Source organism: Solirubrobacter soli DSM 22325 (assembly GCF_000423665.1).
In the GTDB taxonomy this organism is placed as follows: domain Bacteria; phylum Actinomycetota; class Thermoleophilia; order Solirubrobacterales; family Solirubrobacteraceae; genus Solirubrobacter; species Solirubrobacter soli.
On sequence record NZ_KE384071.1, the window covers coordinates 246337 to 269367 of the forward strand.

Genomic DNA, 23031 nt, shown 5'->3' on the forward strand with positions numbered 1-23031 from the left:
ATGCAGCGTCGCATCCTCACCGGGATCCTCTTCTTCGCCATCGCCGCGCCGGCCAGCGCCGCGGTCGACAACGGTCCCGCCGGGGACGCGTTCTACACCCCGCCCTCGAAGCTCCCCAGCGGGCACGGCGCGCCGATCTGGCAGCGCAAGCTGACCGGGCCGGCCGCGCTCAAGAGCGCGAAGGCCAACACGCTCCTGCTCTACACCTCGACCGGGATCGACGGCAAGACCGTCGCGGTCTCGGGCGACGTGGCGGTCCCGAAGGGCAAGGCGCCCAAGGGCGGCTGGCCGGTGATCACGTGGGCGCACGGGACCGTCGGCATCGCCGACGCGTGCGCCCCGAGCAAGATCGGCACCCAGGCCAACTACGACAGCCCGCTGCTCAACCGCTGGCTGAAGGCCGGCTACGCCGTCGTGCGCACCGACTACGAGGGCCTCGGGACGCCCGGGCCGCACCCGTACCTGATCGGGGACTCCGAGGGCCGCAGCACGCTCGACATGGTCAACGCCGCGCGCAAGCTCAACCCGGACATCGGAAAGAACCTCGTCATCGCCGGCCACTCCCAGGGCGGCCAGGCCGCGCTCTTCGCCGCCTCGCTGGTCAAGAAGGTCGCGCCGCAGCTCAAGCTCAAGGGGACGGTCGCGTTCGCCCCGGTCAGCCACCTCAGCCAGCAGTCGACGCTGCTGACCGCGCTCACCAGCCCGGGCGGCCTGGCGCCGCTGGCGGCGATGATCCTGCGCGGCGTGGACATCGCCAACCCGGCGCTGAACGTCCAGAGCTACCTGTCGGACCCGGCCAAGGCGCTCTACCCGCAGATCGACGAGCGCTGCCTGGACGCGCTCGGCAAGCCGGACTCGTTCGGCTCGATCTCGCCCGCGGGCCTGGTCAAGGAAGGCGCCGACATCGCCCCGATCACTTCCGCGTTGAAGGCCGACGACGATCCGGACACCCTGAAGATCTCCGGCCCGGTGCTGATCGAGCAGGGCAAGGCCGACACGACGGTGCTCCCGAACTTCACCAACGCGCTGACCACGAGCCTGAAGGCGAAGGTGACCTACAAGACCTACGACGGCGTCAACCACGCCGGCGCGGTCGTCGATTCCAAGCCCGCCGCGGACGCGACGGACTTCATCAAGTCCAAGCTCGGCTAGAGGCCGGCGGCGCGGGCGATCGAGGAGATGTAGCCGGCGGCGGAGGCGGGACGGTCCTCCGCCTCCTTCTCCAGTGCCTTGTTGATCGCCTTCGCCACGGCGGGGGTGATGTCGCCGCGCTTCTGCTCGGAGAGATCCGGCGGCTCCTCCTGCAGGTGGGCGAAGAGCACGCGCATCGACGGGCGCCCGCCGAACGGCGGCGTGCCGGTGAGGCACTCGTGGATCATGCAGCCGAGGGCGTAGATATCGGTCGCCGCGCTGACCTCTTCGCCGCGGATCTGCTCAGGCGCCATGTAATCAAGCGAACCCAGAGCCTGACCCGGGCGGGTGAGGTTGGACGCCTGGCTGTCCTTGGCCAGGCCGAAGTCGGTGACGTACGCCGTCTCGCCGTCGAGCAGGATGTTGCCCGGCTTGATGTCGCGATGGACGAGCCCCGAGGCGTGCAGCGCGTCGATCCCCTCGGCCGGCCCGCGCAGGAGCTTGACCGTCGTCGCGAGGTTGAGCGAGCCCTCCTTGACCAGGCGGTCATGGAGCGAGCCGCCCGCGATCAGGGCCTGGACGAGGTACGGCAGGCCGCCTTCCTCGCCCGCGCCGAGCACGGGTACGACGTGCGGGTGCGAGATCTTCTGCGCCGCGGCGACCTCACGCTGGAAGCGCCGGACGAAGACCTCGTCCTGCGAGAGCTCGGTCGTGACGACCTTGATCGCCACGGGGTCGCCGCCATCCGCGACGCCCTCAAAGACGACCCCCATCCGGCCACGCCCAATGGTCCTGGTGATCCGGTAGGGGCCTACGGAATCGCCCGGCCTGGGCTCGAGTGCAATCTCAGGCATACGAGCGGGCGAAGCATATCCGCTCGACGTGAGGTCCAGCATCACCACCCGACAAACGGTCAGGCGCGACTTGCGGCTCACCGGTAAAGCCGAGAGACTAGATGCCGATCTCGCTTATGGACAAGCCAATGCTCGGTGACTACAGGATCGAGGGGATCGTAGGTGTGGGGCGCATGGGCGTCGTATATCTGGCGATCGACCGCATCACGGGACGCGCTGTCGCGTTGAAGGTGCTGCGTGACGACGTCTCGATCGATCCCGTGTACCGCGAGCGCTTCCGGCGCGAGGGCGAGCTGCTGGCCTCGCTCAGCCACCCGCACATCATCCCGATCCACGGGATGGGCGAGGTCGACGGCGAGCTGTTCATCGCCAGCCGCCTGGTCTCCTCGACGCTGCGCAACGCGATCGTGGCCGGGCCGATCCCGGTGGACACCGCGATGAGGATGCTCGCGTGCGTGGCGAGCGCGCTCGACGCCGCCCACGCGGTCGGGGTCGTCCACCGCGACGTCAAGCCCGCCAACGTCCTCGTCGACCCCGGCCTGGGCGACGTCTTCCTCGGCGACTTCGGCCTCGCGCGCGATCCTGAGGGCGAGGCGCTGACCGCCCCCGGGCAGGTCCTGGGGACGATCGACTACATGGCCCCCGAGCTGCTCGACGGGGAACGCGTGGGCGCCGCGACCGACATCTACGGCCTCGCCTGTCTCGCGATCGAGACGTTGACCGGTACCGTCCCGTATCTGCGCGACACTGACGCCGCCACCATGTACGCCCACATCGTCGAACCCCCGCCCAGCGTGTCCGAGCGTCGGCCCGAGCTGCCGAAGGCGCTCGACGACGTGCTGGCGACCGGCATGTCGAAGGATCCCGACGAGCGCCAGGCCACTGCGGGCGGCCTGGTCGTCGAGATGCTCGGCGCGATGAACATGCCGGCTCCCGACTGCCTGGCAGAAGCCGCTTAGGGGGACGAACCGAGCACTTGACGCGACCGGATCAGCAGGCGACTGCCGTCGGGGGGGAAGCGCTCAACGGGCGCTATGAGATCGTTGCGCCCATCTCCAGTGGAGCGATGGGTGCGGTTTACCGTGCCATCGACCGGGAATCGGGCACCGACGTCGCCGTCAAGCGCCTGCTGGACGTGCGTCACGCCGCGCGCTTCGAGATCGAGGCGCGCCTGCTGGCGAGCCTCAGCCACCCGCGGGTGGTCAAGGTGCTCGACCACTCGAGCGACGAGCAGGGCCTGTACATCGTCATGGACCTGGTCCACGGCGTCGACCTGGGCGCGATCCTCAAGCGCGCCGGCGACCCCGGCCTGACCATCGGCGACGCGATCGAGTACGTCCGCCACGGCTGCGAGGCGCTGTCCTACGTGCACAGCCAGCAGATCGTGCACCGCGACGTCAAGCCGCAGAACATGATCCTCGGCGACGACGGCGTGATCCTCGTGGACTTCGGCGTCGCCCGCGCGCTGGGTTCGGAGGAGGACCAGGGGACGATCGCGGTCGGCACCCCGCGCTACATGGCGCCCGAGGTCTTCGCCGGCGGCACCGTCTCGGCCGCGAGCGACATCTTCAGCCTCGCCGCCACGCTGTGGACGCTGCTGATCGGCTCGCCGCCGCGCTACGGCGACGTCCTCAAGCTCGACAAGATCGCCCCGAGCCTGCCGCCGGAGCTCCAGCAGGCGCTCGCGGGCGGCCTGGAGATGCTGCCCGAGCAGCGGATCTCCTCGGCGGCCTCGTTCGCCGAGGCGATCGGGGTGCCGCTGACCGGCGACCGTGGGCACTCGCTCGCCCAGTCGCTGGGCCGCGGGACGACCCGCCGGCGCGTCATGGAGGCGATCGTGCGCACCGCGGCGGGCATGTTCGACGCCGCGGCCTGCTCGATCGCGCTGACCGACCCGGCCAACGGCGAGCTCGTCTACGAGGCCGCGTGGGGCGCGGGCGCCTCCGAGGTCGTCGGCATGCGGCTGCCGCCGGGCGTCGGCATCGCGGGCGCGGTCGTGGCCTCCGGCGACGGCGTGTTCGTCCCCGAATGCCGCAAGGACCCGCGTTTCGCCCGCCAGGTCGCCGCCGGGACCGGGTACGTGCCATACACGATGGTCACCGCGCCGCTGCACCGCGACGGCAAGACGATCGGCGTGCTCGCCGTGCTCGACCGCCGCGACGGCGGTCCCTACCTGCGCGAGGACCTCAACAAGGTCATGTTGTTCGCCGATCTGGCGGTGGTCGCGCTCGACCTGGACACGTTCCCGCTGTCCACGGGCGGCGGCCGTACCCTGTTGGCGTAAGGGCCTGGACGTTTCGTACTTGCTGACCTTGGCGCGACCCCGTTAGGTTGCGTGCTGATGAGCTTGGACAGCCACTACGACGCCATCGTCGTCGGGTCGGGCTTCGGCGGGTCGGTCACGGCCTACCGCTTGGCCGAGGCCGGCAAGCGCGTGCTCGTGCTCGAGCGCGGGCGCCCGTATCCCCCCGGGTCGTTCACGAGAAGTCCGTTCCGGGCGCGCGAGAGCTTCTGGGACCCGCCCCGCGGCCTGGTCGGCATGTACCACTACTGGTCGTTCAAGGGCATCGACGCGCTGGTGAGCGCCGGCCTGGGCGGCGGGTCCCTGATCTACGCGAACGTGTTCATCCGCAAGGACGAGAACTGGTTCGTCCAGGAGGACATGTCCGACGGCGGCTACGAGTACTGGCCGGTCAACCGGGCCGACCTGGACCCGCACTACGACCGCGTCGAGAAGATGCTCAAGCTCCAGCAGTATCCGTTCGACCACGAGCCGTACGCGTCGACGCCGAAGACGATCGCCTTCAAGGAGGCCGCCGAGGCCAACGGCCTGGAGTGGTTCCTCCCCAAGCTCGCCGTCAGCTTCTCCAACGAGGGCCGGCCGCCGGTCCCGGGCGAGGCGGTCGTGGAGGAGATCCCGAACCTGCACGGCCGCACGCGCACGACCTGCCAGCTGTGCGGCGAGTGCGACGTCGGCTGCAACTACGGGTCCAAGAACACCCTCGATTACAACTACCTCACGTACGCCAAGCACCACGGGGCCGAGATCCGCACGCTGGCGGACGTGCGCCGGATCGGGCCACGTGCCGACGGTCATGGCTACGACGTCACGTACGCGGACCTCGCCGAGCATCCCGAGCACCCGGTCACGTACGACCTGACCTGCGACCACCTGATCCTCAGCGCCGGGACACTGGGCACCACGAACCTGCTGCTCAAGAACCGCAGCGCGTTCCCGGCGCTCTCGCGCAAGCTCGGCAGCCGCTTCTGCGGCAACGGCGACCTGCTGACGCTCGCACTGAACACGACCAAGGTCACCGACGGCGTGCGCGAGCCGCGGATCGTCGACCCCGGCTACGGCCCGGTGATCACCTCGACCGCGCGGATGCCCGACGCGAATGATCCCGGCGGCTCCGGCCGCGGCTTCTACCTGCAGGACGCCGGCTTCCCGCAGCACCTGGCCTGGATCCTGCACGTGGTCTCCGCCCCGAAGCAGCTCTGGCGCTGGCGCGAAGGTGCGGCCTACCTGGTCAAGAACTGGCTCTCGAAGGACGCGGACACCGACGTCACCGGTCACATCGCCGATCTGATGCTGCCGTCCGAGCTGTCCTCCGGTGGGCTGCCGCTGCTCGGCATGGGACGCGACGTCCCCGACGGGCGGATGTTCCTGCGCAAGGGGCAACTCGACATCGACTGGCGCAAGGCGTCGGGCTCGGACGAGTACTTCACCCGCCTGCGCAACACGTCGCGGGACTTCGCCACCGCGCTCGGTGGTCGCTTTACGGACAACCCGCTGTGGTTCCTGCGGCGGGTGATCACGGTGCATCCGCTCGGCGGCGCGCCGATGGGACGCCACGCGGGCGAGGGTGTGGTGGACGCCTACGGCAACGTGTTCGGCCATCCCGGCCTGCACATCGCCGACGGCTCGGTCATGCCTGGCCCCACGGGACCGAACCCCAGCTTTACGATCGCGGCGCTGGCGGACCGCTTCGCCGACCAGATCATCGATCCCGACCGACGCGCCGCGGAGGCGGCGGCCTCATGAGCTCAAGCGTTCGCTTCACCGAGGAGATGCTCGGGCACGTCACGTTCGGCGAGCTCGACTTCGCCCGTGGCGCACAGCCGAACCGCGACGGGTCAGGGGCGTTCAAGTTCCACCTGACCATCGAGGTCGCGGACATCGAGTCCTTCTCCCACGACCCGCTGCGGCCCGCCACCGCGGCGGGCTGGATCGAGTCCGACGCCTTCGGCGGCAAGCTGCCGGTCGAGCAGGGCTGGTTCAACCTGTTCGTGGACGTCGAGCCGGGCGTCAAGCACATGCTCTACCGGCTCTGGTTCCGCGACGGGGTCGGCCACCCGCTGACGATGACCGGCTTCAAGCTGGTCAAGGACGACGCGGGCTTCGACGTCTGGAAGGACACCACGACGCTCTTCACGCGCGTGCTCCAGGGCCACGTGGCGGCGGGCGACGACGACGCGGCGACCGTCATCGCCTCCGGGATCATCATCATCCGTGCGCGCGATTTCGCCAAGCAGTTGACGACATTCCGCGGCCAGGTGCCCGGGATGGCGAAGTTCGGGGTGATCTTCGTGCAGCAACTGGCCGAGGCCTACCTGCGCAAGGGGCGGCGACATGGCGTCCACGCGTAAGGCCAAGCGCCTCGCGGCCGCCGACGCGGCCCGCAACGCCACCTCCAACCGCACGCACGTGCTCGGCGTCCTCGCGGGCGGCGCGGTGCTGACCGTGTTCACCGCCGAGGTGATGCGGGTGTGGCGGCTCGGGACGCTTCCGCGCAGCCGCCAGATCTCGTCCGAGGAGGATCGCCGGGCGAAGCCGATCGAAGCGGTGATCACCCTCAAGGAGGGCTACGCGGTCAGCCGCACGCGCGAGAACGCGCTGTTCAACATGCTCGCGTCGTTCACCGTCGCCTTCGGCATCACGCGCGGCATCACGTGGACGATCCGCACCAAGGGCGGCATCGGGCCGATCAAGGACGTCGTGGTCGGTGACCGCCACATCCACCACTTCCTCCCCGGCGGCATCATCGCGCTGGCCGCCGGCGGCACCGCGATCGGCACCAAGGGCGAGAAGCTCGACAAGTACCTGGCGTTCCCGTTCGGGGTGGGCGTCGCGCTCGTGCTCGACGAGACCGCGCTGCTGCTCGAGCTCGACGACGTGTACTGGACCGAGGAAGGCGTGCTCAGCGTCCAGATCGCGTTCGCCGCGATCGCGATGCTCTCCGCGCTGGCGTACCTGATCCGGATGCTGCGCCACGGCGAGGCGCAGGACTCCGAGACCGACTGGGAGCTGGCCGCCAAGGCCTGGGACGACCTGCAGATGAGCTCCGGCGGGGTGCCGGGGATCGGCTTGTGACAAGGAAGGGAATCTGAATGGCCAAGACGATCCGCTCGGCGGACTTCAGGCTGACCGCCCGGCAGATCCTGCAGGCGAAGAACCGCCCGCAGACCGAGCCGTGGGAGGACTGGGTGACGATGGCGCTGTCCGTCTTCACCCTGTTCGCCGTCTTCTGGGACGGCTGGCTGCACAACAACTCCACGACGCTGGACAGCTTCTGGTCCTCGGCGCACATCATGATGTACGCCGGGCTGAGCTTTCTCGGCGGCTGGATCGGGGTCGTCTTCGTCAAGCGCCAGCCGAAGGGGTTGAAGAAGCTCAACATCAGCATGGAGGCCGTGCCCTTCGGCTACGGGCTCGCGCTCGTGGCGTTGCCGCTGGCCGCGCTCGGCGGCCCCGGTGACTTCGCCTGGCACGCCGCCTACGGCTTCGAGAACCAGATCGACGCCCCGTTCAGCCCGACCCACCAGATGCTCTTCCTCGCGGGCGGCCTGCTCGGCGGGATCGGCCTCGCGTCGACCTGGAACCGCCCGGGCCGCGTCCTGCCGCTGAGCAAGCTCTGGCCCGCGCTGATCTCGGCCACGGCCGTGCTGGCAATGGTCTCGTTCACGTTCATGAACCTGCTGCCGTGGTTCTGGACGATGGTCCCGAGCGGGGACTTCCAGGACAACCTGCTGACCTTCAAGGACGCCTACGCCCCGGGCTCGGGCGACTCGGTCAAGCACGTCGAGGGGCTCTACGACTCCGCGATCAACTACAGCGGCGACGTCTTCCCGTACTACCTGTTCTCGAACATGGCCTCGATCGGCGGCATCCTGATCTGGACCGCCGCGTTCGTCGCCACCGTGCTCTACGTGCGGCGGCGCTGGGTGCTGCCGTTCGGCTCCGTGACGATGATGTGCACGCTGCTCGCGGTGCTGTTCCCGTTCTTCACGCGGTTCACGCACATCGAGTTCATCTTCACGCTGATCGTCGTCGGCCTGCTGGTCGACACCCTCTCGCGACTGATGCTCGTCGAGGACCCGGTCTCGCGGTTCCGCATCCGCGCGTTCGCGCTGATCGTGCCGCTGCTGATCTGGGGCCCGTGGGAGGCCGCGATCGCGCTCTTCGGCGACGGCGGCCTCGGCTGGCATCCCACGATGTGGACCGGCGTGCTGACGACCTCGATGGGCGTCGGCTACGGGATCTCGCTGATCATGTTCCCGCCGGCGCTGCCGGCCGTGGAGGACGAGGCGGAGGTGGCGTAGTGCTGAACCCGTTCGTGATGACCAAGCTGATGCTCAACGCCCGGCGTGCGCCACTGGATCGCACGCCCGCCGATGTGGGCCTGGAGTACGAGGACGTCTCCTTTCCCTCATCCGACGGGATCGGGCTGAAGGGCTGGTTCATCCCGAACGGGTCCGCCGAGCCCGGCCCGGCCGTGGTCTTCGTGCACGGGTGGATGTGGAACCGGCTCGGCAACGTCGCCCACCAGGTCAAGGGCCTCAAGGACGCCGACGTCGACTTCCTGCCGGCCGCCAAGGGCCTGCACGACGCCGGCTACCACGTGCTGCTCTTCGACGTGCGCTGGCACGGGGAGTCCGAGCGCAGCTCGAAGCCGTTGTCGTACGGGCCGGTCGAGGCGCGCGACTACATCGGCGCCGTCAACTACCTGCGCGCGCGCCCGGACGTCGATGGCGACCGGATCGGCGCGATCGGCACGTCGATGGGCGGCAACATCGTCATGTACGGCACGCCCGACGCGCAACCGATCAAGGCGATCCTGGCGATCCAGCCGACCCGCCTGGCGGTGTTCAACAACAACTTCATGCGCACGGAGATGGGGCCGCTCGGGCCGCCGATGACCAAGCCGATGGAGCTGGTCTACGCGGCGATGCGGACGCCCCGCCCGGGCAAGCACGACCCCGCGGTGCCCGCCCGCAAGCTGGGCGACACGGTCGTCCAGTACGTGCAGGGGACGGGCGACCCGTGGGGGCGGATGGAGATCGTCGAGGAGTTCGCCTCGGTCACGCCGGCCAACGCGGGGCCGGTGATCAAGTTCCCCTCGACCGGCCGCTACGAGGGCTACGGCTATATCTCCGAACGGGTCGACGAGGTCGTCGGCTTCTTCCGCGAGCACCTCTAGCGCGATCTTCGCGAGCGGACTGCGTCCGCTGTTTAGGGGGTTCCCTCATTTAGTTCTCCGTGGGCTGACCATAGGGTCGGCCCATGCCGTTTCGCCCGCTGCTGCTGACAAAACTCATGCTGCGTTCACACCGTGCGCCGCTCACGCGCACGCCCGCTGACGCAGGACTCACTTATGAGGATGTGTCGTTCCAAGCGAGCGACGGCGTCGGGTTGCGGGGCTGGTTCGTGCCCGCCGAAGGCGTCGCGCCGGCGGTCGTCTTCGTGCACGGGTGGATGTGGAACCGGCTCGGCAACATCGCGGGCCAGACGCCGGTCCCCGACCGCGACGTCGACTTCCTCCCCGCCGTCCGCGCGCTGCACGATGCCGGCTTCGGCGTGCTGCTGTTCGACCTGCGCGGGCACGGCGAGAGCGCCGACGCCCCCGGCCCGCAGACCTACGGGCCCGTCGAGGCGCGCGACTTCGTCGGTGCCGTCGACTACCTGCGCTCGCGCGCGGACGTCGACCACGAGCGCATCGGCGCGATCGGCACGTCGGCGGGCGGCAACGTCGTGCTCTACGGGACGCCCGACGCGCAGCCGGTCAAGGCCGTGCTCGCGATCCAGCCGACCAAGCTGACCTCGTTCAACACGAACTTCGCCCGCACCGAGCTCGGCCCGCTCGGGCCGGCGCTGATCAAGCCGGTCGACCTGTTGTACGCCGCCCTGGGCGCGCCGCGACCCAGCCGGCAGGACCCCGCGGTCCCGGCGCGCCGGCTCAACGGCACCGTCGTCCAGTACGTCCAGGGGACGGGCGACCAGTGGGGCGAGATGGCGGTCGTCGAGGGCTTCGCCGCCGCCACGCCGCACACCGCCGGACCGGTGATCCGCTACCCGTCCACCGAGCGCTACTCCGGCTACCAGTACATCTCCGACCGCTCGGACGACGTCGTGGCCTTCTTCGCGACGCACCTCTGACGGACGAATGTCGGACGTGCGCTCAGGCTTCCCTCATCTAGGGTGCGCCGATGCTTCGGATCCTGCCGGCGCTCGCCGTGCTCGCCCTGGCCTTGCCCGCCACCGCGTCAGCCGCGCCGTTCGGCGATCTGCCCTTCCAAGCCCTCAAAGGGCCCGCCGTCTGCCTGCGGGCGACGGGCGCTCCCGGTGAGCTCGTCCGCCAGACCGAGACCACCGCGCCGTTCCTGACGGCCGCGCCGGCGGGTCTGACGGCGGGCGGCGTCCTGCCGACCGACGGCGCGCAGGACTGCGTCGAGGTCGCGAGCTGGCCCGGCGGCGGCGGTGTGCTGGCGTTCCCGGTCTACTCCGAGGCCGACGGGGAGACATGGGTGCGCGGCTTCCTGCGCGAGCCCGGACACGACTGGGGCGAGCCGGTGGACATCCTCCCTCCCGGCCCGCGATCCGGGATCGAGCTCGCGGTCGCGGCCTCAGCGCGCGGCGACGCGCTCGTCGCGACGAGAACGAGCGACGAACGCCGGCGCCAGGTCGTGACGGTCGCGCGCCGGCTCCCGGGCGGAGCGTTCGGAGCCCCCGAGCGGCTCGACTCGCGCCGGGCGAACCCCGAGGACCCCTCGGCCGTGCGCGCGGGGTACAGCGCGGCGGGCGAAGCGGTGGTCGTATGGACCGTGCGCGGGCCTGACGAGGATGCGCGGACCGAGTTGTGGGCGGCGGTCGCGCCGCCCGGCGCGGCCTTCGGCGCGCCCCAGCGGGTGGGTGAGACGGACGGCGGGCCGTACGCCCTCGCGGTCGGCGAAGACGGTCGCGCCCTGGCCGTCTTCACGTCCGCGGATCGCCTGGTCGCTGCCGAGCGGGCACCGGGCGGCCAGTTCGCCGCACCGACCACGCTCGTGCGCCCCGCCGACACGCTGCGCAACTCCCCGGCGGCCGTGCTGCGCCCCGGCGGCGGGGCGGTCGTGGCCTGGACGAGCCCGACCATCGCAGGCTTGACGGTGCGCACGCGCGAGCAGGCGGGCCGCTTCGGGCGGGCGATCGATCTCGTGTACCCGAAGCGCCTCCGCGGCGACGCGATGCGGATCCAGCAGCGGTTCGTGCTGTCGGGCGGGGGTGACCTCGCGCGCGCGGTCGCGACCGCCGACGGGCGGGTCATGGTGACCTGGGGTCATCTGGCCAAGCGCCAGGGCGCCTGGCAGGTCGTCCCGGGCGTCGCGCAGGTGAACTTCGCCGGGGACTCGTACGAGGTCTACGGCCTGACGGGCAGCCTCCGGGACATCGCCGAGATCACGCCCGTCGTACTCGCCGACGGGTCGTCCGCCGTCGCCTGGAGCGACAATGACCGGCTCGGAGCGGGCGGCCGGATCCGGGTCGCGCGCGACGGCGCCCCCGAGGCCGCCGATCCCCCGGCGCCCAGGGTCACGCTGACGCCGCCACGCTCGCGCGCGCTCAAGGACTCTGACTCGTTGGTCCTGCGCGTCAGCTGCTCCGCCGCGTGCGACATCGACGCGCAGCTCGAGGGCAGGCCGCCGATCGCCGCGTCAGTGTCGTTGGCGAAGGCGGGTTCCGACCGCCTCGTGTTCTCTCCGTACGACCGTCCGCTCGTCCCGCGCGGCGGCGGCAAGGTGCGCATCGTCGTGCGCTCGAGCGCGCCGGGCGCGCGCACGGTCACGGTGCGCACCCTGTCGCTGACCCTGCGGCGGGCCAAGATCCTCTACCCGCCGCGCGTGCTCGGCCTGACGCTCGCACGCGACGGCGACGACCTGCTCGTGCGCTGGCACACCGCGAAGCCCGCCCGTCCGCGCGACTACTTCGTCATCGCCGTCGACGACCAGGACGAGACGGTCGGCGTCGGCAATCCGACCGGGCGTGCGCGGCGGACGAGCTTCAGCGTGCGGATCCGCAAACCGACCGGCGCCGTGCGGGTCGACGTTTATTCGATCGCCGAGAACGACGACAACAAGTACCGCCGGACGACGGTGAAGGTGCCGCCGCGCTAGAGCATCTTCTGGGTGTTGCCCTTCTTGACCCGCATGACGCGGCGCATCGTGCGGGCGAGGGCCAGGGGCTGCTTGAGCGCGCCCAACGCCATCTGCACGTTCGAGCCGCCGGCCAGGGCCGCCTTGCCGGAGATCTTCATGATGTCGTTGATCATCTTCTGGTCGCGCTCGAGCAGCCAGTACTCGACCATCTGGCCGTTCTCGATGTGGAAGACGCCGATCGCCTCGCCGGGGATCTCCATGCCCTTGCCGACGACGATCCGGTACTTGACGAGCGCGCAGGCGTGGTCGTCGGAGGTGACCGCGTCGTGGAGCTCGCCGATGAAGGTCCCCTGCTCAAGGCCGAGCTTGTAGAGCTTCTTGTAGAGCTCCAGGATCGCGTCGTGGCCGACGTGGTCGCCGGAGAGGAAGTGGTTGCCGGGGTAGTGGACGATGCAGTTCTGCCCCACGAGCGTGGAGAACGTCTCCATGTCGTTCTCCATCAGCGAGTTCCAATACTTGCCCAGGAACTCGAGCTGTTCCTGCTTGCGGGCCTCCGAGGTGCTGGTCGGGGAGGTCACGTACTCGTCCTTTCTCAGGCGACCGCCGCGGGCTCGCGGCTCTCGTCGTGGGCGGTGTCGGACTCGAAGTCCGCGTTGGGAAGGATGCGGTCCAGCCACTTCGGCAGCCACCAGTTGGCGTCGCCCATCAGCTCCATCGTCGCCGGGACGAGGACGAGCCGGACGAGCGTGGCGTCGAGGAAGATCGCCACCGACAGGCCGACGCCGATCTCCTTGATCTGCGGCACGCCGGTGAGCGCGAACACGGAGAAGACCACGACCATGATCAGCGCCGCGCTCGAGATCACCTTGGCCGAGCCCTGGAGCCCCTCGGCGACCGCGCGGCGGTTGTCGCCGGTCGCGTGGTAGCGCTCCTTGATCCGGCTCAGCAGGAAGACCTCGTAGTCCATCGACAGGCCGAACACGATCGCCAGGAGCAGTGGCGGGGTGATCGCGTTCACGTAGCCGAGCGAGTCGTAGCCGGTCCAGTCGAACCAGCCGTACTGGAAGAACATGACCAGCACGCCGTAGGCGGCACCGACGGTCAGGAGGTTCATCACGACGGCCTTCAGCGGCAGCACGACCGACCGCAGCACCACCAGCAGCACGACGTAGCTGCAGATCAGCACGAAGAGGAAGATCTTCCACAGGCCGCCGGAGATCTGGTGGGTGAAGTCGCGCGTCTGGGCGCTCGCGCCGCCGACCTGGACGTCGGCGAGCTTCGCCAGGCCTGACGCCTTGCCGCCCTCCTCGCGCAGCCGCTCCACGAGGTGCAGCGTCGCCTCTGACTCCGGATCCTGCGCGGGCACGACCTTGATCAGGGCGGCCTTGCCGTCGTCGGAGGCGATCGCGTCGTCGACGCGGGCGACCCCGTCGGTCGCCTTCAGGCCGGTGATGTAGCTCTGCAGCGCGGTCTGGTTGGCGGGATCGGAGATCGCGCTGTCGAAGTTGGCCACGATCAGCGTCGGCGCGGACTCGCCGGGCGCGACGAGCTTGCCGGCCAGCTCGGCGCCGACGCGGGTCTCGTTGTCGGCCGGGAACTGGCGCAGGGCGCCGTTGCCGAACTGCAGCGAGAGCGCGGGAATGGCGAGCGCGAGCAGGATGCCGGCGGCGACGATCGCCGACAGCGCCGAGCGCTTCATCACCGCGGTCGACCACTTCTCCCAGAAGGTCGGCGTGCCGGCGGGCTTGGGCTTCTTCGGCCTGACCCGCCGGTAGAGCGACCCGGTGACCGTGACGATCTTGCCCTTCTTGTCGGCGCGGTCGCCGAGCATGGCGATCAGCGCGGGCAGGAGCGTGACCGCACCGATGATCGCGATCGCGACGACGACGATCGCGCCGATCGCCAGCGAGCGCATGACGGTCGAGTCGATCAGGAACAGGCCGGCGAGCGAGACGATGACCGTGATGCCGGAGAAGACGACCGTCGCGCCGGAGGTCCGCATGGCGACATCGAGCGCCTGGGCCTTGTCCTTCCCGGCGTGCAGCTCCTCGCGATAGCGCGAGAGCACGAACAGCGAGTAGTCCACCGCCACGCCGATGCCGAGCATCGACGCGACGTTGGTCACGAACACCGACATCGTGATCGCCAGCGAGAGGAAGAACACGACGGCGCCGGTGATGATCACGGCGGCGACCCCGAGCCCGACCGGCAGCAGCGCGGCCAGCACGGAGCCGAAGACCGCGAGCAGCACGATCAGGATCGCCGGGAAGCCGGAGCTCTCCGCCTTCTCGAGGTCCTTCTGCTGGAGCTCCTGCATGCCCGCCCACAGCGCCTGCTGGCCGACGACGTAGGGCTGCACGCCGTCGGTCACCTGGTCGACCTTGAGCTCGTCGCGCAGGTCGATCGCGGCCTTGAGCACCTCGTCGCGGGTGCCGGTGACGGCGAGCGGGAAGACGATCGCGTTGTCCGCCGACGGCTTGGCCTGCTTGGCCGCCTCGGCGGCCTGGTCGGTGAGCTCGACGTGGTCGACCTTGGCCGCCGCCGCCTTGACGCGGTCGACGGCGGCGCTCATGTCACCGCCGTTCTCGGCCCGCAGCACGATGCCGAGCGGCTCGGTGCTCTGGCCCTGGAAGCGGGCGATCTCCTTGTCGACCTTGTCGGAGCCGGCGCCGGGGACCTCGAAGCCACCGCCAGAGAGGTGCTTGGTCTGCTGTGACGCGAACGGCACGGACAGCACCAGCAATCCGATCCAGATCCCGAAGACGAGCTTTCGACGCGTCCGGACAAATCCGGAGAGTCGGTTCATCGCGGATTGCACTCACTGCCTCCTGGGCGCACGACTATGGGCGGAACGGGTCAGAGCGCGAGCATAACCCCGCGCTCAGGCCCAGCGCTACCCCCTTGTGGAGGGCTCAGGAGAGGGAAACTGGCTGCGGATGAACGCGTCGAAGGCCGCGTCGGGCAGCAGCTTGCGGGTCGTCAGCATCAGCGGCGCCGATGCCGCCACGCGGTAGCGGGCGCGCGGCCGGTCCTCGTCGATGGCCCGGCGGATCGTCGCGGCGACATCCTCCGGGTCGCAGGCGAGCCGCGCCATCGGCCCGTCCTGGTAGGTCAGCGCCGACTCCACGACCCCGCTCATGTAGTCGGAGTACGGACCGTCGTGGTCGCCCGAGCGGCGCTGCACCGCGGTCTTGCCGAGGTCGGTCTTGACCATCCCGGGCTGGATCAGGGACACGTGGACACCGAACGGGCGGACCTCGTGGCGCAGCGCGTCGCTGGTCGCCTCGATCGCGTGCTTGGTCGCGCAGTAGCTGCCCATGCCGGGGAACGTGAAGCGGCCGTTCATCGAGCCGACGTTGACGATCCGGCCCCAGCCCTGGGCGCGCATGCGGGGCAGGACGAGCTGGCACATGCGCATGAGGCCGAACAGGTTGGTGTCGAACATCGCCTGCACGCGGTCCAGCGGCAGCGTCTCGACGGCGCCGAGCTCGTTGATGCCGGCGTTGTTGACGAGGACACCGACGGCGCCCTCCTTCGCGATGACGTGATCAACGGCGCGGCGCGCCGACGCCTCGTCGGTCACGTCGAGCTCGAGGAGCCGGCAGCCGAAGGACTCCAGGTCCGCGATCGAGTCCAGGTTGCGGGCGGTGGCGTAGACGGGCGCGCCCTTGCCGGCGAGCAGCTTGGCGGTTTCGCGGCCGATTCCGGTCGAGGTGCCGGTGATGAGAACGGCGTGAGATTCGATGGGCATAAGTCGTCAGACGACTTAACGGCCCGGGATATTCCGCACGATCAACTCGGCGGCCGCCGGCGCCCCCTTGACGAAGCCGAAGAAGGGCCCGAAGTCCTGCGTGGCGGCGAAGCCGGGGATGTAGAGACCGAGAACGGAGGTCTGCATGTGGGCGTCGAGGACGGGGAAGCCGTCGCGGGTCTCGATCCCCAGCCCGTTCAGGTACGGGACGTTGGCGAGCTGCGCCTTGTAGCCGGTGGCGAACACGATCCGGTCCGGGCGGAAGCGCCCGGCGTCGATCTCGCTGACGCCGGCGTGGACGCGCACGCCGTTCAGGCGCGGCTCGAGCCAGTGCTCGAGCGTCAGACGACCGACCTCCCAGAACTGGCGCGCGATCGCGTCGCGCTCTGACTGGGGGAGTCCCCGCCACCAGCCGTCCGTCGCGAGGGTCGCGTCGATCAGCGGGTCGACGAAGCGCCAGCTGACCCGCTCGAAACGCGGCTGCGGGTGGCGGTGTACGACGTCGACGCGCGCCGCGCCGTGCTCGACCGCCAGCGCCGCCCACTCGTACGCGCTCTGGCGCCCCCCGACGATCAGCACCCGGGCGCCGGCGAGCTCGTCCAGGTCGACCAGGTCGCACGTGTGGTCGCCGACCGTCGCCCACTCCGGCCGGTGGGTGAAGCGGGCGATGCCGGGCGCGGCGACGACCTGGCGTGCGCGGATCGTCTCGCCGCTCTCGAGCACGGCCTCGAACCCGGACTTGAGCTCGACCACCCGCTCGTCCTCGACGACGATCCCCGCCTGCTCGGTGAACCAGTCCGTGTAGGCGAGGAAGAGCCCGATCGGCAGCGGGTCGGGCGTCTCGCCGTGGAGTTCCAGGAAGCGCTCCAGGGTCAGCTCGTACGCGGGATCGAGGTGCCAGTCGGGCCCGGAGCGCAGGAACATGTCCGCGGGCATGTGCTCGCGCCAGAAGGACATGTGGCGGCCGAGCACGCGGGTCTCGAGCCCTTTGTCGCGCGCGGCCTTGGCGGCGGCGAGGCCGTACGGGCCGGCACCGATGACGAGGAGGTCGATCACACCTCGAGCAGGATCGCCTCGCCCTGGCCGCCGCCGCCGCAGAGGGTGGCGACGCCGAGCCCGCCGCCGCGTCGGCGCAGCTCGTAGGCGAGCGTGAGGACCAGGCGCAGGCCGGAGCCCGCGAGCGGGTGGCCGAGCGCGACCGCGCCGCCGTTGACGTTCACGCGCTCGAGATCGATGCCGAGGTCGATCGCGCTGGCCAGGACGACCCCCGCGAACGCCTCGTTGATCTCCCACAGCGCGATGTCCTTCGCCTGCAGGCCGTGGGCGTCGAGCAGCTTCCGCGACGCCTCGGCGGGACGCAGGTGCAGCGTCGAGTCCGGCCCCGCGACCACCGCCCGCCCGCGGACGGTCGCCAGCGGGTCCTGCGCGCGGTCGCGGGTGGTGACGACCGCGGCGGCCGCCCCGTCGGAGACCTGCGAGGCGTTGCCGGCGGTGATCGTCCCCTCGCGGGTGAACGCGGGCGGCAGCTGCGCGAGGACCTCGAGGCTCGTCTCGCGCACGCCCTCGTCGGTCTCGAGCTGCGGCAGCCCGACGATCTCCTCGGCGAGCCGGGTCACCCCGGCGGCGGCGTTGGCGTGCGAGCGCGCGGCCAACTCGTCCTGCGCCGCCCGCGAGATCCCCAGCCGCGCGTTCTCGGCGTCGGACATCGCCCCCATGCCCGCGTCGGCGATCGAGCAGTACAGCCCGTCGTTGACCATCACGTCGATCATCGGCGCGTCCCCCATGCGCAGCGGCGGTCGCGTCCGGAGCGCGTGGGGCGCCCGCGTCATCGAGTCGAAGCCGCCGACGAGCACCGTGCCCGCCTCGCCGCCGCGGATCAGTGCCGCCGCGATCCCGACGGCGCTCATGCTCGCCAGGCACACGTCATTGAGCGTGATCCCCGGCACGGTCCGCCCCACGCCGCCCTGCAGCGCCGCGCGACGGCCGGGGTTCTGCCCGTTCGCCGCCTGCAGCACGTTGCCGACGGCGATGTAGTCGGGCTCCAGGCCGGTCCGCTCCAGCGCGCCCCGAACGGCATGCGCGCCCAGGGCGACGGCGTCGACCTTCGCGAGCGCCCCGTTGAAGCGCCCGATCGGCGTCCGCGCGCCGCCGGCGATGACGACCGGGTTCACACCGGCGAGGCTACCGGAGCCTCCTCGTGCTTCTCGCTGCCGGAGGACTCGAAGTCCATGTCCGGCAGGATGCGGTCCAGCCACTTCGGCAGGTACCAGTTCCAGTCGCCCATCAGCTCCATCGTCGTCGGGACGAGGATCAGGCGCACGATCGTGGCGTCGAGGGCGATCGCGACCGCGAGGCCGACGCCGATCTCCTTGATCTGGGGGACGCCGGTGCCGGCGAAGATCGCGAAGACGGCGACCATGATGACCGCGGCGCTGGAGATCGTCTTGGCGCTCGCCTCGAGCCCCTGCGCCACGGCCTTGCGGTTGTCGCCGGTGGCCTGGTAGCGCTCCTTGATCCGGCTGAGCATGAAGACCTCGTAGTCCATCGAGAGGCCGAACACGATCGCCAGCAACAGCGCGGGCGTGATCGCCTGGACGTAGCCGAGGTGGTCGAAGCCGGTCCAGTCGAACCAGCCCCACTGGAAGACCACGACGAGCACGCCGTACGCGGCGGCGACCGAGAGGACGTTCATCAGCACGGCCTTGATCGGCAGCACGACCGAGCGCAGGACCAGCAGCAGCACGATGAACGAGAGGACCATCACGAAGACGGCGACCTTCCACAGCGAGCCGTTGACGAGCGAGGCGAAGTCCTGGTTCTGCGCCGCGGCGCCGCCCACCGCGCTCGTGGCGCCGGCGGGGAGCGGGATCTGGTCGCGCAGGCGGTCGACCAGCGCGTAGGTCGCCTTGCTCTCCGGCGCCTGGGCGGGCGTGATCACGAACAGCGTCCGGCGGCCGTCCGCGGAGGACACGGGCGCCGCGACCGCGGCGACGTCGGGCTGTGCCTTCAACGACGCCAGGATCTGGGCCTGCTCGGCCGCGCTGGCGCCGGTGACGACGTACTGGACCGGGCCCATCGCGCCGGGGCTGGTGGCCTGCGCGGCGAGGTCGTAGCCGACGCGCGTCTCGAAGTCCTTCGGGAACTGGGCGATCGCGGCGTTGTCGAGCTTGAGCTTGAGCGCGGGCGAGGCGATCAGCAGCATCAGCAAGGTCGCGCCGATCGCGAACGGCAGCGGGCGCTTCATCAGCGTCGCCGTCCAGCGCTCCCAGAAGCCGGGGCCGGTCTTGGCCACCTTCTTGCGCTTCAGGCGGCCGACGATCTTGCCCGGCTCGCTCACCCGCCGGCCGAGCACGGCGATCAGCGCGGGCAGCAGCGTCACGGCGGCGAGGACGGCGATCGCGACGACGACGATCGCGCCGACGGCCATCGAGCGCACGACGGTCGCGTCGATCAGGAACAGCCCGGAGAGCGCGACGATCACCGTCACGCCGGAGAAGACGACGGCCATGCCGCTGGTGCGCATCGCGGCCTCGCGCGCCTCGTCATGGCTCAGACCCGCGTGCAGCTCCTCGCGATAGCGGGCGAGGATGAACAGCGAATAGTCCACCGCCACGCCGATGCCGAGCATCGAGGCCATGTTGGTGACGAAGATCGACATCTCCGCGTTGAGCGAGAGGAAGTAGACGACGGCGCCGGTGAGCATCACCGAGACGACGCCGAGCGCGAGCGGCAGCGCGGCGGCGGCCAGCGAGCCGAAGACCAGCAGGAGCACGATCAGCACGATCGGCAGGCCGATGAACTCGGCCTGCTCGAGGTCCTGCTTGGAGAGCTCCTGCATGCCCGCCCACAGCGCGCCCTGGCCGACGAGGTGCAGGGGCGCGGCGGCGTCCGCCTGGTCGTCGATGCCGAGGTTGAGCCGCATCTGCGCGGCCTCGTCGACCGCCTCGTCGCGCGAGGCCGTGACGTCGAGCGGGATGACCACGATCTGCTTGTCCCCGGCCGCCTTCGCCGCGGCAAGCGCCTGCGGGTCGAGCGCCACGCCTGAGACGTCTTTGAAGCCGTCCTTCTGGATCTTGGCGATCGCGGCGTCCACCGCGCCGGGCTTCTGCGCCCGGTTGTCGATGACGATCGCCAGCGTCTCGGCCTGCGCCCCCGGGATCTCCTTGAGCGCCTGCGCCACTTCATGGGAGCCCGAGCCCTTGTTGTCGAACCCACCTCCGGTCAGGTTCTTGGTCTGCTGAGAGGCGAACGGCAGCGCGACGACCAACAGGCCGACCCACACACCCAAGACGAGACGGCGGCGGCGCGCGATGAAGCGCTCGAGCCGGTCCATGGCAGCTTGCATGTGCGTGTTGTACCTCGCACCTGACCCTTCGGGCTTGCAATTCTCGACGAATGGCCGGTAGAACACGGTTTCTGACTGCGCTCACCCTTCCCCCGGCCGAGGTTCACTCGGTCCCGACGTCGGACGGCACCGCGGTCCGGCTCACCCGCTACAGGTTCGGCACCAAGGGCCCGCTGATCCTTGCCCCCGGTTACGGCAACGCCGCGCGCGCCTTCGCGATCGACACCGTCCCCAAGAACTGGGTCCAGTACCTCGGCGAGCACGGCTACGACGTGTGGCTGCTCGACTACCGCGCGAGCCCGGACCTGCCGTCGAGCTTCACGCAGTTCACGGTCGACGACATCGCGATGCGCGACTGGCCCGCCGCCGTGGACATGGTGCGCAGCCAGACCGGCGAGGACCAGATCCAGGCGATGGGCCACTGCGTCGGCGGCCTGAGCCTGTTCATGGCGATCGGCGGCGGCATGGAGGGCCTGCGCAGCGCGACCTTCAGCTCACTCGCCGGCCACCCGATCCCGACCCCCGGCAACCAGGCGCGCGCGTGGGCGAGGCTGGCGACGATCTTCAAGCTGCTCGGGATCAAGGGCCTGAACACCGACTACGACCCGAGCCGCTGGGACGGCAAGCTGATCGAGACCGTGATGAAGGTCGCGCCGTTCCGTCACATCTACGACAACCCGGTCGCGCGCCGCATCTACTTCATCTACGGCGACGTCTACGACTACGAGAACATCAACCAGCCGACGATGGAGCAGGCCGTCCCCGGCTTCTTCGGGAACGGCAACATCACGTTCTTCGAGCACATCTCGCTGATGATCCGTGCGAGCGCCGCGCGTGACGCCCAGGGCCGCGACGCCTACCTCGCGAACCTGGACCGCTTCAAGTTCCCGATCAACTTCATCACCGGCGAGCACAACAAGATGTTCGTGCCGAAGGGTCTGCAGCGCACGTATGACACGCTTCGGCGCGCGCACGGCCCGCAGGACTACACCCACCACGTGATCAAGGATTACGCCCACCTCGACCTGTGGCTGGGCACCAACGCCGAACGCGACGTCTGGCCCACCGCCCTCGCCGAGCTGGAGAAGCACAACTAGATGACCCCTGACCACAAGGGCCTGCAGGACCTCTTCAGCTACCCGCTGACCTCCGCCCTGCAGGACCGCCGCACGCGCCGCGTCCCGCAGGGCGTCTCGCTCGAGCACGGCGCGCAGCCGTACACGAGCCCGAACCAGCCCTCGCCGCTGACGCCGCTGGAGGAGGCGATCCTGATCGCCTCGACGAGCGTCACCGGCGCCGTCATGCACGACGGGCCGACGCAGAAGACCGACGGCTCGCCCGAGCTCGGGACGATGTTCCTCGAGGTCGCCGGGCGGGCGGCGTCGAGCGCGGACAACGCGCAGGCGACGTCGTTCTTCATGATCAACGACGAGGGCGTGTGGCTGATCAAGCGCCCGCGCGGGCGCGAGGCGATCGACCTCTTCACGCAGATCCCGCCGCGCTGGGAGGACCGCACGGAGGACGACTGGCTCTCGTTCGCCAACGCGGTCAAGCGCAAGGTCTACGACGGGCGCTTCGCGTTCCCCGAGAAGCAGTGGCCGTACTTCCTCGGCTGGAACGGCCAGATGTCCAACCAGCCGGGGACGACGCAGTTCCTGCCGGTGGTCGACAACACGCGCCAGTACATCAACGTGCTGCTGATCCTGCTGTCGGAGCCTCACGGCAAGGTGCCGCTGTTCATCGACGACTGGCAGCCGTTCCGGCCCAAGAACGCGATGGAGTGGGCCGGGTGGGCCGCGTCGAAGATCGGTCTCGTGGACCCGATCCCGTACCAGCCGATCGGCGGCCTCGCGCGCGCCCGCGGCGGCTTCGCGTCGCCGGACGTCCCCGCCCCGCTGGGCTCGGTGACGACGGTGCGCACCGACTACGAGGCGCACTTCCTCTTCCAGAACCTGATGCTGACCGGCGAGGCCCTGCGACTCGCCGGCTGGGTCCACGGCGCGCCGATGATCCCGGGCGTCTGGCAGCGCGATCCCGCGAAGGGCATCCTCGGCCTCGGGTTCCGCGAGTACAGCGCGAAGGACTTCACGAAGTCGCGCTTCAAGCGCTGGCCCCCGGTGCCCGCGTCGCAGCCCGCGTACGTCGGCATCGACGGCGTGCTCGAAGGCCTCTGCCCGCCGTACGTGACCGACATGGACGCGGCGGTCGACCAGGTGCTCGAGGAGAAGTTCGGGCCCGGCGGCACCTACGAGGACACGAAGGTCTTCGCCCAGGCCTACAAGGACGAGGCGACCGCGGAGACCTACATCAAGCACGCGGGCCACCCGCCGGCGGAGGCGATCGCCTACACCAAGGAGATCTGCCGCTACCTGGTGGAGACCTACGGCCGCTTCCCAGCGCACACCGACCCGTTCCACCTGCCCGGCATCTGGGTGCAGTTCTCGCACCCGGAGATCGAGTACTACGAGCAGTACGCGTCAGAGCGCCACATCAAGCGCCAGCGCGAAGGGCGAGAGATCTGGGATCGTCAGTAAGAGGCG

The 23031-nt window shown here is 70.1% G+C and carries 19 protein-coding genes; 12 read left to right on the top strand and 7 right to left on the bottom strand.

The window, feature by feature from the left end; all coding sequences use genetic code 11:
• Positions 1-1152: an alpha/beta fold hydrolase gene (locus tag G569_RS54790; RefSeq protein WP_053227564.1), complete on the top strand. Its 1152-nt coding sequence runs from the start codon at positions 1-3 to the stop codon at positions 1150-1152.
• Here the strand turns inward: G569_RS54790 and G569_RS54795 are convergent.
• A complete protein-coding gene (locus tag G569_RS54795) occupies positions 1149-2027 on the bottom strand; it encodes a serine/threonine-protein kinase (protein ID WP_306765389.1) in 879 nt (292 codons plus the stop codon). The two genes, G569_RS54790 and G569_RS54795, sit on opposite strands and share 4 nt — an antisense overlap.
• Positions 2028-2113: 86 nt before the next feature.
• Here G569_RS54795 and G569_RS54800 point away from each other — a divergent pair, with 86 nt between their 5' ends.
• From G569_RS54800 to G569_RS0137050, 9 genes are all read left to right on the top strand, one after another.
• Entirely contained in the window at positions 2114-2944 is an 831-nt protein-coding gene (locus tag G569_RS54800; protein ID WP_306765390.1) for a serine/threonine-protein kinase, read from the top strand.
• A 17-nt stretch (positions 2945-2961) separates the two neighbouring features.
• Entirely contained in the window at positions 2962-4269 is a 1308-nt protein-coding gene (locus G569_RS59860) for a protein kinase domain-containing protein (protein WP_306765375.1), read from the top strand.
• Between the two features lie 57 nt (positions 4270-4326).
• Entirely contained in the window at positions 4327-6030 is a 1704-nt protein-coding gene (locus tag G569_RS0137020; RefSeq protein ID WP_028067140.1) for a GMC oxidoreductase, read from the top strand.
• The gene (locus G569_RS0137025) at positions 6027-6635 is read left to right on the top strand and encodes a hypothetical protein (RefSeq protein ID WP_028067141.1); all 609 of its coding nucleotides are present in this window, start codon (positions 6027-6029) and stop codon (positions 6633-6635) included. The genes G569_RS0137020 and G569_RS0137025 overlap by 4 nt, the downstream gene beginning before the upstream one ends.
• On the top strand, positions 6619-7359 hold the full coding sequence (locus G569_RS59865; RefSeq protein ID WP_053227568.1) for a hypothetical protein: 741 nt from the start codon (positions 6619-6621) through the stop codon (positions 7357-7359). The genes G569_RS0137025 and G569_RS59865 overlap by 17 nt, the downstream gene beginning before the upstream one ends.
• 17 nt (positions 7360-7376) lie before the next feature.
• Entirely contained in the window at positions 7377-8588 is a 1212-nt protein-coding gene (locus G569_RS0137035; protein WP_028067142.1) for a hypothetical protein, read from the top strand.
• The gene (locus G569_RS0137040) at positions 8588-9466 is read left to right on the top strand and encodes an alpha/beta hydrolase (protein ID WP_053227569.1); all 879 of its coding nucleotides are present in this window, start codon (positions 8588-8590) and stop codon (positions 9464-9466) included. Before G569_RS0137035 ends, G569_RS0137040 begins: the two co-directional genes overlap by 1 nt.
• A 182-nt stretch (positions 9467-9648) precedes the next feature.
• Positions 9649-10422: an alpha/beta hydrolase gene (locus tag G569_RS54815; RefSeq protein ID WP_211233190.1), complete on the top strand. Its 774-nt coding sequence runs from the start codon at positions 9649-9651 to the stop codon at positions 10420-10422.
• Between the two features lie 50 nt (positions 10423-10472).
• Complete coding sequence (locus tag G569_RS0137050) at positions 10473-12413, top strand: hypothetical protein (protein WP_028067144.1); 1941 nt, start codon at positions 10473-10475, stop codon at positions 12411-12413.
• Here the strand turns inward: G569_RS0137050 and G569_RS59870 are convergent.
• The 6 genes from G569_RS59870 to G569_RS54835 all read right to left on the bottom strand — a co-directional run bounded on the left by G569_RS59870 (position 12410) and on the right by G569_RS54835 (position 20491).
• The gene (locus G569_RS59870; RefSeq protein WP_053227570.1) at positions 12410-12973 is read right to left on the bottom strand and encodes a nuclear transport factor 2 family protein; all 564 of its coding nucleotides are present in this window, start codon (positions 12971-12973) and stop codon (positions 12410-12412) included. The genes G569_RS0137050 and G569_RS59870 overlap by 4 nt on opposite strands.
• A 14-nt stretch (positions 12974-12987) precedes the next feature.
• A complete protein-coding gene (locus G569_RS54825; protein WP_053227571.1) occupies positions 12988-15201 on the bottom strand; it encodes an MMPL family transporter in 2214 nt (737 codons plus the stop codon).
• Between the two features lie 87 nt (positions 15202-15288).
• Positions 15289-16146: an SDR family NAD(P)-dependent oxidoreductase gene (locus G569_RS54830; RefSeq protein ID WP_037501785.1), complete on the bottom strand. Its 858-nt coding sequence runs from the start codon at positions 16144-16146 to the stop codon at positions 15289-15291.
• A 15-nt stretch (positions 16147-16161) separates the two neighbouring features.
• Positions 16162-17202, bottom strand: a complete 1041-nt coding sequence (locus G569_RS0137070; protein WP_028067145.1) for an FAD-dependent oxidoreductase — start codon at positions 17200-17202, stop codon at positions 16162-16164.
• Positions 17199-18317, bottom strand: a complete 1119-nt coding sequence (locus G569_RS0137075) for an acetyl-CoA C-acyltransferase (RefSeq protein WP_028067146.1) — start codon at positions 18315-18317, stop codon at positions 17199-17201. The genes G569_RS0137070 and G569_RS0137075 overlap by 4 nt, the downstream gene beginning before the upstream one ends.
• Positions 18314-20491 carry an MMPL family transporter gene (locus tag G569_RS54835; RefSeq protein ID WP_084286154.1) on the bottom strand — a complete coding sequence of 726 codons (2178 nt, stop codon included), beginning with the start codon at positions 20489-20491 and terminating at the stop codon, positions 18314-18316. Before G569_RS54835 ends, G569_RS0137075 begins: the two co-directional genes overlap by 4 nt.
• Before the next feature lie 50 nt (positions 20492-20541).
• Between G569_RS54835 and G569_RS54840 the strand changes: the two genes are divergently transcribed.
• Positions 20542-21588: a hypothetical protein gene (locus G569_RS54840; RefSeq protein WP_053227573.1), complete on the top strand. Its 1047-nt coding sequence runs from the start codon at positions 20542-20544 to the stop codon at positions 21586-21588.
• Entirely contained in the window at positions 21589-23025 is a 1437-nt protein-coding gene (locus tag G569_RS0137090; protein WP_028067147.1) for a hypothetical protein, read from the top strand.
• The last annotated feature ends 6 nt before the right edge of the window (positions 23026-23031 follow it).